Origin of the sequence: Brakhagea baltica (assembly GCF_052161605.1) — a bacterium.
Classification (GTDB): domain Bacteria; phylum Planctomycetota; class Planctomycetia; order Pirellulales; family Pirellulaceae; genus JBKCUI01.
Genome location: NZ_CP197409.1, coordinates 3,668,176 through 3,682,754 on the forward strand (window position 1 = coordinate 3,668,176; position 14,579 = coordinate 3,682,754).

Sequence of the window (14,579 nt, forward strand, 5' to 3'; positions counted from 1 at the left end):
AGATTACGCGATAGGTAAACAGCATCACTCAAAGAATGGGATTTCTAGTCTGGCTGCCATACGACGAGGTCGGATCATGCCGCTTTGCATCGTGGCAGATTCGGCGGCATCCCGGCGATCGGAACATTCCGGGTGAGTATCGGTGTGTTGGATGATGCCGAGATTCTTCAGCGCATGAGCTGTGCTGTGTTTGTATGCTGCGACGCTGCCTTGGAAGTCAAATCGAAAAACCTGATCTTCAAACGACTGTAGAGCTTCAAACAATTTGTAAACCCTGGTATCAAATCGACCGGCTGAGGTGGGGAACTTCTTTTCTGCCACGCTGTTGTCCAGCCACATATCCTTTGCAGCACACACCAGAGGCGCGCAGCTGCTGGCAGCTCCGATGAGCAGCGGCATGCCGATCTTGATGGCTGTTGCGATGCCGAAGTCGTCTCCACTGTGAGGGGAAAAGCTGAGCGAGAGATCGCGGCACATCGCGGCCCAATATAGGAAGTGCGGCTCGTCGAGGGTGCTGACTTTGCCACCTATAAACTTAGGATGACTCGCTAGTTGCCAGAGCAGCCAAGGCTCAAAGGGAGTAGCCCAGGAAACGAAAGAGGGCTCCAAGGCATGAACAATACCAGGTCGCTCCAGCCATTCCGCGATCTCAAAATATCCATCTCGCCGTCTTTGCGGATCGAGCGTATTGAGCCAACGGGAGGTCATGATCATGATTTCGCAGTGGTCGTGTTCTTGTGCGAGATCCAGGAGAGGTCTATAGCGATCGGCTCGAAAATGCGAATCCGCTTCCCCGCCGCGTGCCGTGACTCCGACGATGAACTTGGTGGTTGGGAATTCAGCCCGAAACCTTTGTAGCACTTCAGCGTAGAGGTCATTGCTTAGCTGAAAAATGTATCCGGTGTCTGCATTCAGAACAGGGACCAATTCAACACCGTAGTGCTGGGCCGAATGAAGCATCCAGTGGATGCTGGCTAGAAAGCCATCCCAGTCGGGCTCCTCCTCTCGGAAGGGAAGCAGGGCAGCAGCACAAAGCCTGGGACGTGACTGATGGTCGATAAGGTCTTCCTCGGCCGTCCACGCCCACTTTGTCTCCGTCCAAGTCGTCTCAGGCCTTAGTTCCTCAGGTCGCGAGATCAGTTCATGCGAGGGTTGTTGAGTTTTCATGGTTGGCCTAGGTTGGGGTAGGCTTGGAGGCCTGGGATTTTAGTTTGCGTTTCTTACGTTTGGCTGCAATCGGTTGCCAGAAAAGCCACACCCCGGATAGCAGCATAAGCAACAGCCCGACGGCCGCCGGGAGAAACAGCCCCAGCTTGGTGTAGTCGCCAAGAAAATACGAACCGTCGTGGAGTGATTCGATCCAATCCGATCGGCGAATGGCGACTTGCAGAATTTCCCCGGAAATCGAATCGAGTTGCATTTCCCAGTCCCCCCGAAGCAGCAGCTTTGTGATCCCCTTTGAGGGTCGAACATCGATGCGTTGAACGTCTTTCCACTGGAACTCCTCAAAGCCTTGGTGAGACTGTACCCGCTGGAGCATTTCTTCAAAGGGGATCGCGGGTACCTTGCCCGTTCCCTTCTTTTCCGGAGGTTGCACCCAAGCCCACTGCTTTTTGACCTGGAGCATCAGCCCCGTTGATACCACGATCAGTAAGGGAAGAGCAACGAGGAGGGTCAACCAATAGTGAATTCGGCGGTTAAGTAGATGGGGTTTCATAGCATGAAAGCGGGCCACGGGGAAAACGTTTGCTTACCAGGCTCCACTTTAGCATGGCTCAGCAGGCATTCCTACTTGATAACTTCGCCCCAGAGCGACGCGCTTCGGGCGAGCTAGTTAGCACAGTTCGCACAATCGCTACATCGGATGCGACTATTTGTCAGATCTAAAAACAGGCAACAGAAACAAGGGATTTCGGTATCAATTATGCCGAAACGAGCGGCTTCAGGGCGTTAACTTGCGTTACATGCCTTTCGCTACGTTAAGGTACTCTGTAAACTCGTGCAAAAATTGCAAACGCTGGGTAAAACCTCTGCAATAAATACCCTTTTGCAGAACAAAGAGGATAGGAGTTTCGGCTCGTGTCCGCGAACAAGAGCAACTTGGCAGGGGCTCGACAGCCAAGATGTCTCTGGGATTGTAAGATTTTTTGAAGCAGTCGTTTGCATTTTTTTGCGGCATGTTACGGAAATAAGGTCGCTACACTGTTCCGCTTTGCTGAAGTCACCACGTTGGGGGGCATCAAAAGAGTGGATGCGGCCCAATGTTTCCTATGCGTGCTTGACGAGTCGAACCGTTGGATACCACTGTCCCGTTAACTACTCATGACAACCCAAAGATTCCTGTTTCCTCGATGGACCAATAAGTTCCTGGCGTTGGTCGGCGTGTTGATCGCTGGCGGCGGGGCTTATGCTGGTGTGTTGTTCCTTGGGGCGACCAGTCCGGTTACGCTCAACACGAAATACCGACCGGAGCAGCCTGTGCCATTTAGTCACGCGCTCCATGCTGGCCAGCTGAAAATGGACTGCCGGTACTGCCACAACTCGGTAGATAAGTCAGCTCACTCGTCGATTCCCCCAACCCAAACGTGTATCAATTGCCACAGTCCCAAGACGGCTGCTGGCGAAGCCCCGACCCTTTCGGCGGTCCATGCCGAGAGCAGAAAGCTTCGTCCAGTTCATGAAAGCTGGCGGACGGGTGAGTCGATCGACTGGGTGCGGATACACCGCTTGCCGGATTATGTCTACTTTAATCATGCGATTCATATCGCCCGTGGTGTTTCTTGTGTGACTTGCCACGGTCGCGTTGACAAGATGGATGTCGTGTATCAAGCCGAAGACCAATCGATGACTTGGTGCATCAATTGTCACCGCAATCCCGCCCCTCATATTCGACCTGTGGAAGAGGTAACGAATCTGGGATGGAGTCTAGACTCCGAAGAAGAGCAGCTTGCATTGGGCAAGAAGCTTGTTGAAGAAAACAACATCAACCCTCAAACCAACTGCGCAGTGTGTCACCGATGAGCCTCACCGGTAAAGAGCATCAGCAACGATATTTTCGTAGCGTCGACGAGCTGCAGCAAACTCCTGAGTTTCAGCAGTTCTTAACTCGCGAGTTTCCGCAAGCGGCTTCGGAGTTCCCAGAAGGAGTTTCGCGGCGTCGATGGATTCAAATGATGGGAGCGTCGCTGGCGCTCGGCGGCGTAGCGGGCTGTCGGTATCAGCGCGAGGAAATAGGAGCCTTCGTAATTCGCCCCGAGGGTCGCGTTCCGGGGCTTCCAGAGTTCTTCGCAACCAACTTCGAATGGGCTGGCAGCGTAGTCAATGCTTTGATGACGAACATTGAGGGGCGTCCGATTAAGGTCGACGGCAACCCAGACCACCCAGCTTACGCGAACTCGCAGCCTACAGATTTCACCGAGAACAAAAAGCTGCGTTCGGCTGGAACGACTGCAATAACTCAGGCTTCGATCCTGTCGTTGTACGACCAGGATCGAGTAGCGCATCCGCTGTTGCGAGAGAGTGCGAAATCGGCTCCCAGGAAGTTCAATGGCGAAGAGTCGGCAAATAAGTCGGCTGCATGGGACGCCCTCACGGAATTTGTTAACGGCCAACGAACAGCACTGACTGCGTCTCAGGGTGAGGGGTTAGCGATCCTGTTCGAACCAACCCAAAGTCCATCTTTGCGTCGAGCGTTGGCCGACGTAAAGGCTATGTACCCTAAAGCCACAATGGTGAAATACGAGTCGGTATACACCGGCAAAGTAGCTAAGGCTCTCGACGCGGTCGGTGCTTCAGGCGGGTCAGTCAGCCTAGACATTGATCGAGCCAAAGTGATTGTCAGTTTGGATGCCGACTTGCTAGGTTCGGATGCCAACGGCGTGCACCACGCGCGGCAATTTGCTAATCATCGCAATCCAGAAGGCGAGTGGGTCAACCGTTTGTACGTTCTCGAGTCGCAGTACTCGGTTACGGGCTCGGCGGCTGATTTCCGGCTGGCTTTGCAGTCAAGACAAATGGGTGTTTTCCTGAAGAAGCTCGAGGCGGCGATCGACGCGGGAACCATCGTTGAAGACAAAGCCGAGGAAACTCTGTACAACAAGCTAGATGATGCTAGCAAGGTGACACGAGTGATTGAATGTATCGCTAGCGATCTTCTCAAGCACAAGGGAGAGGCGATCCTCGCGGTAGGTTCCCACCTGGATTTGAACGTTCAGTTGGCTGCTTTGCGTATCAACCAAAAGCTCGGCAATCTTGGCAAGACCGTCAAGATTTACAATGCTCCTGACGAAATGGGAGAGGTATCCACTCTTAAGTTGGACGAGTTCGTGGCTCAAGCGAGTTCGTTTAGTACGGTTTGGATTCTCGCCAACAACCCTGTTTTCTCTGTTGCAGGTGACGTTGCTTTGTCCAGTGCGATCGAGAAGATCAAGGACTCGGTCTACTGGGGGAATCACGACGACGAGACGGCTGAGGTCTGTCGCTGGACGGTACCGGCTGCCCATCCGTTCGAGGTTTGGGGGGACGTCCGGAACGTGGATGGAACGTATGGGGTTGGACAACCACTGATCGATCCGTTGCTCGACAGCAAGTCCGCTATTGAGTTCCTCGCGATGTTGAGCGGGATACCGTTCTCGTCCGGCATGGAATATGTCATGGACACCGCCAAGGCGGTAGCGGGTGGCACGCTAAGCGAGAGACTCTGGAAAGAGACTTTGCACAGCGGTTACCTCGCGGGAAGCGCTTTGACGCCGTTTTCGGGTGAACTATCCTTTGCGGCAACTGCGGATGCCGACTCCGTTTCGGTTTCGGCAAATGAATTGCCGGATGGTGAGGTTTCACTAGGACTCGATAAAAAACAGTTAGAGGTCGTGATTCGTCCTAGCGAGACGGTCTACGACGGGCGGTTGGCAAACAACGGTTGGTTGCAAGAGTGCCCGCAGCCGATCACGAAGTTAACTTGGGACAACGCCGCCATTTGCAGTATCAGCACTGCTCGAGAACTTGGCCTTAAGCAAGGGGAACTGGCGAACTTGCGAGTTGGCGATGCGAGTGTTGTATTGCCCGTATTCGTGGTTCCTGGACACGCCGAAGGTTCTTTCACCGTCAATCTGGGCTATGGCCGTGCTAAAGGCAAGGCTGGGGTGAACGGTAGTGAGGTTGGGACCAATATCGCCTCCTTCCGCCGCTGGAACCAGGCAGCGATTTACACGAGTGTCGAGGCCAAGAATACGACGACTCCGTATCCCCTGGCCACCACGCAAGATCACTTCGCGATTGAAGATGAACTCGGCATGCGTGAGGGTGCCAGACGAGCTCCTGCTTTGGTTCGAGAAGGAACGCTCGACGAATATAAAGAGGATGCTAAATTCGCGTATCATACGGTTGAGCATCACCTACCCATGAAATCTTTGTGGGAGGAGCCCGCAGTAGATATAAATTACAAGTGGGGGATGGCGATTGATCTGAACAAGTGCACGGGTTGCAATGCTTGTGTGATTGCTTGTCAATCCGAAAATAACGTACCGATCGTCGGAAAAGAGCAGGTTCGCAAGGGCCGGGAGATGCACTGGTTGCGGCTCGACCGTTATTTCGTTTGCGACGAAGCTGCGACGAAGGAAAAGGGATCATTCCGGGATCCTGTGGATCCAACCATTGTGACGCAGCCGATGATGTGCTCCCACTGTGAAACTGCTCCTTGCGAGCAAGTTTGCCCGGTAGCGGCTACGGTGCACACTGAGGAAGGCATCAATGCCATGGCTTACAACCGCTGCATCGGTACACGATACTGCGGTAACAACTGCCCGACGAAAGTGCGACGGTTTAATTACTTTAGCTATGTCGAGCAATACGGTTACAACTACGGTTGGACCGATAACCGAGAAAAAGCTTCGGCCAAGCTACAATCGTTGGTTCTCAACCCTGAGGTCACTGTACGTGGACGTGGTGTAATGGAGAAGTGCACGTACTGCATCCAAAGGGTTCAGAACGGCAAGATCACGGCAAAGACCAAGGGAGACGGCAGGGTGCATGATGGTGACGTTATCACCGCTTGCCAACAAGCGTGTCCATCTCATGCAATAACGTTCGGCGATCTTCACGATAAGACGAGTCGAGTTTACAAGTCGCATCATGATCCACGTTCTTATGCGGTTCTCGAGGAACTGAACATCAAGCCACGAACTTTGTATCTCGCGAAGGTTCGAAACGTACCGAAGCGTTTACAGACAGCTACCCAAGTAAATCCGAGCCGACCTGGTAGAGATCACCACGGTCACTCGGACGACCACTCACACGAATCAGGTGACCATGGCCACCACAGCTAACATCGCATCGTATAATCCCCGCGAAATCGACAACACCGAGGATGTTCCTGGGCAACGTGCGCCGCTGATCACCGGTAATCAGACATACAGTTCTGTTACTGAGATGGTCTGCAATGTTGCGGAGGCACCGCAACCGTTGTTGTGGTATATCCTGTTCGGTTTCTCCGCCGTGACCGCAACCATGTTTCTAGGCTTAATCGGATTCCTCCTCTACATGGGGGTTGGTATCTGGGGGAACATGAATCCAGTCTTCTGGGCGTGGCCGATCGTTAACTTCGTTTTCTGGGTTGGGATTGGACACGCGGGTACGCTGATTTCCGCGATTTTGTTCTTGTTCCGGCAGAACTGGCGAACGAGTATCAACCGTGCTGCTGAAGCAATGACTATCTTCGCGGTGGTTTGTGCAGGGATTTATCCAGGGATTCACGTTGGACGTGCGTGGTTAGCGTTTTGGTTATTGCCGTATCCAAGTTTGAACCTCTGGATGTGGCCTCAATTCCGGAGTCCACTTCTTTGGGACGTTTTCGCCGTCGGAACGTATGCTTCGACTTCGTTGGTGTTCTGGTACATGGGTATGATTCCTGACTTGGCGACCTATCGCGACCGATCGAAGACGAAGATGATGCGTCTTGTCTATTCGCTCCTCTGCCTGGGTTGGACCGGATCATCTCGGCATTGGCTTCGCTATGAAAAAGCCTATACCTTGTTGGCAGCACTTGCGGCTCCGTTGGTTTTGTCCGTGCACACGGTTGTTAGTTTTGACTTCGCGGTTTCGCAGGTCATCGGTTGGCACACGACCATCTTCCCACCGTACTTCGTTGCAGGTGCTATTTTCTCCGGTTTCGCGATGGTGGTTACGCTGCTCGTCCCGATGAGGAAGATTTACAAGCTGGAAAACTTGATTACCCTCCGGCACTTGGACAACATGAACAAAATCATCCTGGCGACTGGTTCGCTGGTTGGTTTAGCCTACGGCACCGAGTTCTTTATCGCTTGGTATAGCAAGAATCCATACGAAGGCTTTGTGTTCATTAACCGTGCGTTCGGTCCCTATTGGTGGGCCTACTGGATCATGGTTTCGTGTAACGTGATTTCCCCGCAACTGTTTTGGTTCAAGAAGCTGCGTACATCGCCGTTCTGGATGGTTGTGATTTGTATATTCGTCAATATTGGTATGTGGTTTGAGCGGTTTGTTATTACGGTTACCTCACTCAGTCGTGACTACTTGCCAAGCTCGTGGGGTTACTTCAGTCCCACGATCTTTGACGGCTTGATGTTCTTCGGCAGCTTCGGCGTGTTCATGTCGTTGTTCCTGTTGTTCTGCCGTTACTTGCCGACAATAGCCATGTCGGAAGTGAAGGGGGTTATGTCCGCAGACGTTCACGCTCGTCATGCACAAGACGAACTGCTAGGGGTTCACACTTCTGGCCACGGTCAGCACCACTAAGAGTTCGATTAATTTACTAAAGCCATAAGAAACTTTCTTATTCACAATAACAGTTCCTACCATGAGTGATCACAAGCCGAAAATTCCGATTGGGACGAAAGCCCCCAAGGCGTATGGCTGGATGGCTGAGTATTCCGACGAGCATCAGCTCTTGGAAGCAGCTCGCAAGGTGCGAGACTCTGGCTATACGGCAACCGATGCGTTTACTCCGTTCCCGGTCCACGGAATCGATCACGCGCTGGGAATCAAGCCTACGGTTTTGCCATTTATCGTATTGTGCTGTGGTGCGACAGGGCTTTGCCTCGCGTTGCTAATGCAGTGGTGGATGAACGCAATTGATTATCCGTACATAATCTCTGGCAAGCCGTTAGGAATTACGCCTGCGTCGATTCCGGTTACGTTCGAAATGACGATTTTGTTTTCGGCTTTCTCGAGCTTCCTGGGAATGATTGCTCTAAATAGTTTACCTCGTTTCAGCAATCCAGTTTTTACGAACCCAAGATTTGATCGCGCCACGGACGACAAATTTTTCTTGTACGTGAGTGCATCTGACAAATACTACAACCGAGAATCGGTTAAAGAGTTGCTCGGCGGTACGTCCCCCGACGCGTTGGACGAAGTCATGGATGACGAATCGCCTGCCGAATTGCCAAAAGCAGTCTGGTTGGGCGCTTTGCTCTTGGTTTTAACTGGTTTGATCCCTTTGATGATCGTATTTAACATCAGGGAAAGCTTCAGTGATAAGCCTCGATTCCACGTCTTCTTGGACATGGACTTTCAACCGAAGAAAAAGGCCCAGCAGCAGACGACAATATTCGCGGATGGTAGGACGATGCGTCCGCAAGTCGTTGGGACGGTCGGACGCGGACAACTCGAAGAGCAAGATGCGTTCTATCTCGGTTACGACCCAGATACGCTTGCTGCCACTCCTAAGTCTGTCGCAACCCGTCTTGTCTCCTTGCAGGATGGCGATGCGGGGTCACAAGAGGGTGCCACGACTCAAGAAGCGCTTCCAGCAGGTGATGCTCCAGCAAACGATTCTTCGATGGCTGCGCAGCCACCTGCTGTAGACGCTCCTGAGAAGCCATGGATTGCTGATCTGCCGATCGAGATCACCGAGGCCAACATGAAGCTGGGTGAGCAAAAGTTCCAGATCTATTGTGCTACATGTCATGGTTATGCCGGCTTCGGCGATGGATTGGTGCACAAGCGTGCTGATGCTCTAGCGCAGGGGACTTGGTTGCCACCGACTTCGATGCACATCGACAGAGTCAAGGAGCAGCCTGTAGGCAAGATCTTCAACACAATTTCCAAAGGTCAGGGCAAAATGGCAGGTTATGCCAATGCCATCACGCCAAAGGAACGTTGGGCGATCGTGTTGTACATTCGAGCATTGCAACGATCGCAAGATGCTAAGCTTGACGACATTCCAGTTGACAAGCGATCCAGTTTGGACGAGGCGGGAAGCAATTAGGGTTCGCAGAACACCTTCGTGAGACAAAGATCAAGAAAATCAAATCATGGGCATAAAGTACGATAAAGAAACGATTGAGCTTCCTGCGGCTTGGAAGATATACCCTCTGCCACTCATAGCAGCGGGGTTAATCCTTCTGGTGATTTCTTACATGGTAGGCTTGATGGTCGGTGGTGGGCCGAGCGATCCAGAGCGAGGGATGCAGTTCGCAACCCATTCGTACCTCGCCAACTTTATGTTTTTGTTTTCGTTCTCACTCGGTGCACTATTTTTCATCATGGTGCAGTTCCTGACGCGAGCGGGATGGAGTACGGCTGTCCGTCGCGTGGCTGAGATCAAGATGGCAATACTACCTTACTCAGCCTTGCTCTTCCTTCCTATCCTTGGGTTGGTATTGATGGGTAGCCATTCGCTTTACGAATGGAATCAAGAACCAGAGAAAATCCACAATTCCCTCATTCGTGGCAAAGTTGAGGATGGCTATCTGCAGAGCAACTACTTCACGCTGCGAAGCGCTGTCTACATTGGGTTGCTGACTTGGATGTCGCTTTGGTTTTTCTCGAAAAGCCGAGCGCAGGATGAGACTGGCGATCCAGAGCTTTCTTTAGTGCGTCAGAAGTGGTCTGGGCCGTTTATAATGATTTACGCCTTGGCCGTGAGCTTCTTGGCATTCGACTGGGTCATGAGCGTTGATGCCGCGTGGTTCAGCACCATCTTTGGCGTGTATGTTTTTGCTGCGAGTATGCTGGGTTTTTTCTCCATGATGGTCATTGTCAACATGCTTCTGGAGCGAGCGGGCAAGCTCAAGGGTCTGATCAATGTCGAGCACTATCACGATTTGGCGAAATTCATGTTTGGGTTCGTCATGTTTTGGTCCTACATAGCGTTCTCGCAGCTCATCCTGATTTGGTACGGAAATATTCCAGAGGAAACAGAGTGGTACCGATTCCGGCTAAATGACGGATGGCAATACTACTCCTACTCTTTGATTTTTGTCCACTTTGCTATACCGTTTCTCGGCTTGTTGAGTCGGCACGTTAGACGTCACCGAGCAGGCTTGGTGTTCTGGGCCTGCTGGCTGATCGCTGTGCACTGGATGGATATGACCTACCTAGTCATGCCTAACGTGAAGGGCAGCTTTGCGTTGGTCCCCATGCTAGGACACTTGGTGGGAGGCATCGGGGCACTCGCCTTGTTTGCAGGGTTCTTCTTGCTGAAAGCTTCGAACGTTCCGTTGGTGGCAGTCCGGGATCCGCGGATGCCCGAGTCATTGACCTATTCGAATCCGATTCTCTAGGAGTTTGTAGCAAAAAATGGCTCGTTACGACGATTTAAACACAAAGATGATTGGATATGCAACGGTGTTGAGCATCGTTGTTCTTGTACTTGTTCTGCAAGGTCTTCAAGGGCTCACTTCGAGTTTGGTTAATTCAGAGGACGAACGGAAGATGCAGTCTGATGATTATCCATTGGCTGCTGTGAAGCGTGAACAAATGGCGTCCCTTAACGGTTACAAGAGAGTGCAGGTGCCAGATGACTCCTCCGAGGATCCGAATGCGACCAAGGAGATGTTTCGCATCCCATTGTCTGAGGCGAAGAAACTGGTTCTTCAGGATCTCGGAAATTAATCCCCATTAGATTTCGCAACAAAGTGAATCCATGTTCCAGAACACGCGAATAACCTTTAGCAATGCGGGGCTTTGCTTCGTTGTTTGGTTATTCGTTTCGGTAACAGGATTTGCGGAAGTGTTCGGAAACGACCAAATCCCCGAGAGGCGGATTGGTGTCGGCGTCGAAGAGAAGTTAGACACCAACATCCCACTGGATGTTATGTTTACCGACGATCAAGGGCGTTTGGTGGATTTCGCCAAGCTCTTGGAGCAGGGCAAACCAATTGTCCTCACACTAAACTACAGCAACTGTCCGGGTTTGTGTGTCGCCCAGTTGAATGGTTTGGTCACGGGGATGAATAAGGTGAAAAGCCTTGCTCTGGGCAAGGATTTTTACATGGTTTCTCTCAGCATCGATCCACGAGATGGGGTGAAGAAGGCCGCTGACACAAAGGCTAGGTACGCGGTGGATTTAGAGCAGCCTCATTCTCCAGATGGTTGGAGGTTTCTAACTGGTTCTGAGAGAGATATCGTCACGATTGCAGAGGCGGTCGGGTTCAAGTACACGTACGATGCCAAACACGACCAGTACAATCACGCAGCGGCGGCGATTTTCATTTCTCCGAAGGGGAGAATCACCAGATACCTGTACGAAGTAGGATTCGTCGGGGAAACCCTGAAGATGGCGTTGGTTGAGGCAGGTGAAGGGCGGATTGGCAGCACGCTGGACGCATTTGTACTTTGGTGCTCCCACTATGACGCGAGTGAGAATCGTTATTCGGCGAGTGCTAGGAAATTGTTGTCGGTCTTTGCTGGAATTTTCCTGACGATGGGGCTCACGGCGATGGTGCCGTTTTGGCTTACAGGTCGCAAGGAACGCGCCCTGGCGCGAGAAAAACCAACGCAACCCGAGACAATTAGTCACACATCCTTCGGTTAGATTTTAGGTACACTTACGGAAATAGCGTTAAGAGAACGTAACTCCTGACAAGCAAAATCATGAACATGTCAATTTTGGCTGATATCGCAGATGGTTTTTGGTTCCCGAAGGCCGCATCCAGTTTCGCCGAGCGGGTCGATTTCCTGTACTACGCTATTCTTTGGATCTGCATCATTTTTTTCATACCGATCGTGTATGCGATGGTGTACTTCGCCATTAAGTATCGCGATCGTCCTGGGTACAAGGGAAGCCCGGAGGCCTTGCACAATAACACCCTCGAGGTGACCTGGACCGTTGTTCCGACCTTGATCGTGGTTTGGATTTTCTGGGAGGGGGCTGCCGGATATTTGGAAATGTCTCGAGTTCCAAACGACACGCTGGACATCAACGTGACGGCGAGAAAGTGGAGTTGGAGTTTCAAATATAAGGAAAACGGGGGCGAGAGCACCGATCTTTATTTGCCGGTCAACACTAATATCAAGTTGGTGATGCAGTCCCGAGACGTTTTGCATAGCTTTTTCGTCCCCGCATTCCGAGCAAAAAGGGACGTTGTGCCCGGACGATACACCTACATGTGGTTCCGACCGACGGTGGAAGGTGTGTACGACCTATTTTGCACGGAATATTGTGGGGATGCCCATAGTAACATGATCACGAAAGTTCATGTGCTGTCTGAGGATGAATACAAACTGCAATTAGCCGAGCTAATTAAAGAGCCAGAGGACATTGTCGAGCGAGGAAAATGGTTGTATCAACGCAAGGCTTGCATGTCGTGTCACTATGCGGGCGATATTGGTGCAAAAGGGCCTGGACCAAGCTACAACGGAACGTGGGGGAAGACATTTAGGCTGTCGGATGGTCGCGAGATCCTCTTTGATGAGCAATATGTTTTGAACTCGATTCGCAATCCCGCCAGTGAAAAGCGAGCAGGCTACGAGAACGCATCTGCCATGCCAGCTTACAGCCGTGCAGATTTGTCCGACGAGCACGTGGAAGCCATTACGGCCTTCATCGAATCGTTGAAGGACGAGAAGCCGTAGTAAATAATTTAATAAGTAACAAAATATTTGAGGAATTCTTTCTTCAGTCGAGGAATTAGAACATGAGTGCCGTTACCAGTCCCGTAATCGCGCCGGTAAGGACCGATGAGAAGGTTGAGCATCACTACCTCAACCATTCGTCTGGTTTTTTAAGCTGGGCGCTGACGCTAGATCACAAGCGAATTGGCTTGATGTATCTGGCAGGAATTTTGTTTGCCTTTTTCCTAGGTGGAGTGTTTGCCTTGGCAATCCGCTTCCACTTGTGGAATCCAAACCAGGATCCTGATTTAGCTTGGTTGTCAAATCAGACTTACAACCGAGTGTTCACCCTTCACGGGGCGATCATGGTATTCCTATTCATCATCCCTAGCATCCCTGCTGCGTTGGGCAATTTTCTTTTGCCGATCATGCTCGGCACAAAAGACGTCGCGTTTCCGCGATTGAATTTGGCGAGTTTTTACCTCTGGATAATCGGGTTCTTATTCTTCACATTTACGTTGTTTACCTCCGGTATTGACACGGGTTGGACGTTTTACACTCCGTATAGTATCGAGACGACATCTCAGGTAACGCCTGCGACGTTGGGTGTTTTCATTCTTGGGTTTAGCTCTATTTTCACGGGTCTAAATTTCATCGTTACCATCAACACCATGCGACCACCCGGAATGTCGTGGTTTAAGATGCCGTTATTCCTTTGGGCGGTATATGCGACATCCATCATTCAGGTTTTAGCAACACCGGTTCTTGGTATCACAGTTCTACTGCTTGCGATGGAGCGAATTATTGGGATCGGTATATTCGATCCAGCGTTGAATGGTGACCCGGTTACGTTCCAGCACTTCTTCTGGTTTTACTCACACCCAGCTGTTTACATCATGATTTTGCCAGCGATGGGGATCATCAGCGAGTTGATGAGCGTTCACAGTCACAAGGGAATTTTCGGCTACCGCATGATTGCGTACAGCTCGATTGCGATTGCTTTGTTCGGCTTTTTGGTGTGGGGACACCACATGTTCACAGCGGGAATGTCGGACATCACGACGATCATCTTCAGTGCATTGACGTTTACGGTGTCGATCCCGTCGGCCATTAAGGTGTTCAACTGGGTTGGTACGATGTATCAGGGAACTGTTTCGTTAAACACCCCCATGGTTTATGCACTGTCATTCCTGTTCTTATTCACCATTGGTGGTCTGACAGGTTTGTTCTTGGGTGCTTTGTCGACAGACATGCACTTGCACGACACTTATTTCGTAGTAGCACACTTTCACTATGTGATGATGGGCGGTACGTTGGTCGCGTTTGTTGGTGGTCTGTTTCACTGGTGGCCGAAGATGACCGGGAAGATGTTTAACGATGCTGCTGGTATTTTGTCGGGCGTAATCGTTTTTGTTGGGTTCAACCTGACGTTCTTGCCTCAATTCGTTCTTGGCACGAGAGGGATGCCTCGACGCTACGCATCGTACGTGGAGGAATTCCAAGACTTGCATCGTCTGTCCACGATTGGAGCGGCTATGCTTGGCTTTGGATTGCTGGTTGCTGGCCTAGTCTTACTTCACTCGATCTTTTATGGAAAGAAAGCGCCGAAGAATCCTTGGGGTGGTGCGACGTTGGAGTGGGAATGCTCCTCACCTCCACCGCACGACAACTTCAGTTCGCCACCACCGGTGGATGATCCTTACGATTTCCGTGGTATAGAATACGACGGCAAGTCTGGCGGTTACGTCAAGAAATAAGTATCTTTA

11 protein-coding genes are annotated in these 14,579 nt (G+C 51.3%); 9 read left to right on the forward strand and 2 right to left on the reverse strand.

The genetic code is table 11. The features are described from left to right. Positions 1 to 24 precede the first annotated feature (24 nt). Together SH449x_RS13995 and SH449x_RS14000 are read right to left on the reverse strand one after the other, a co-directional pair. Entirely contained in the window at positions 25 to 1,167 is a 1,143-nt protein-coding gene (locus SH449x_RS13995) for a hypothetical protein (protein ID WP_482376686.1), read from the reverse strand. Positions 1,168 to 1,174: 7 nt separating this feature from the next. After that, entirely contained in the window at positions 1,175 to 1,717 is a 543-nt protein-coding gene (locus SH449x_RS14000; protein WP_482376687.1) for a PepSY domain-containing protein, read from the reverse strand. A gap of 605 nt (positions 1,718 to 2,322) precedes the next feature. On the opposite strand from SH449x_RS14000, the gene SH449x_RS14005 reads away from it, so the two are divergent. The 9 genes from SH449x_RS14005 (at position 2,323) to SH449x_RS14045 (ending at position 14,570) form a co-directional block, all read left to right on the forward strand. After that, a complete protein-coding gene (locus SH449x_RS14005; RefSeq protein ID WP_482376688.1) occupies positions 2,323 to 3,021 on the forward strand; it encodes a cytochrome c3 family protein in 699 nt (232 codons plus the stop codon). Further along, complete coding sequence (locus SH449x_RS14010) at positions 3,018 to 6,323, forward strand: TAT-variant-translocated molybdopterin oxidoreductase (protein ID WP_482376689.1); 3,306 nt, start codon at positions 3,018 to 3,020, stop codon at positions 6,321 to 6,323. Before SH449x_RS14005 ends, SH449x_RS14010 begins: the two co-directional genes overlap by 4 nt. After that, complete coding sequence (nrfD, locus tag SH449x_RS14015; RefSeq protein WP_482376690.1) at positions 6,307 to 7,770, forward strand: NrfD/PsrC family molybdoenzyme membrane anchor subunit; 1,464 nt, start codon at positions 6,307 to 6,309, stop codon at positions 7,768 to 7,770. Before SH449x_RS14010 ends, nrfD begins: the two co-directional genes overlap by 17 nt. Before the next feature lie 61 nt (positions 7,771 to 7,831). After that, entirely contained in the window at positions 7,832 to 9,244 is a 1,413-nt protein-coding gene (locus SH449x_RS14020) for a quinol:electron acceptor oxidoreductase subunit ActD (RefSeq protein WP_482376691.1), read from the forward strand. Positions 9,245 to 9,290: 46 nt separating this feature from the next. After that, positions 9,291 to 10,541: a quinol:cytochrome C oxidoreductase gene (locus SH449x_RS14025; RefSeq protein WP_482376692.1), complete on the forward strand. Its 1,251-nt coding sequence runs from the start codon at positions 9,291 to 9,293 to the stop codon at positions 10,539 to 10,541. Positions 10,542 to 10,557: 16 nt separating this feature from the next. Continuing rightward, positions 10,558 to 10,872: a hypothetical protein gene (locus SH449x_RS14030; protein WP_482376693.1), complete on the forward strand. Its 315-nt coding sequence runs from the start codon at positions 10,558 to 10,560 to the stop codon at positions 10,870 to 10,872. Positions 10,873 to 10,903: 31 nt separating this feature from the next. Further along, positions 10,904 to 11,794 carry an SCO family protein gene (locus SH449x_RS14035; RefSeq protein ID WP_482376694.1) on the forward strand — a complete coding sequence of 297 codons (891 nt, stop codon included), beginning with the start codon at positions 10,904 to 10,906 and terminating at the stop codon, positions 11,792 to 11,794. Positions 11,795 to 11,853: 59 nt separating this feature from the next. Next, complete coding sequence (gene coxB, locus SH449x_RS14040; protein ID WP_482376695.1) at positions 11,854 to 12,834, forward strand: cytochrome c oxidase subunit II; 981 nt, start codon at positions 11,854 to 11,856, stop codon at positions 12,832 to 12,834. Positions 12,835 to 12,896: 62 nt separating this feature from the next. Next, entirely contained in the window at positions 12,897 to 14,570 is a 1,674-nt protein-coding gene (locus SH449x_RS14045) for a cytochrome c oxidase subunit I (RefSeq protein ID WP_482376696.1), read from the forward strand. Positions 14,571 to 14,579 lie beyond the last annotated feature (9 nt).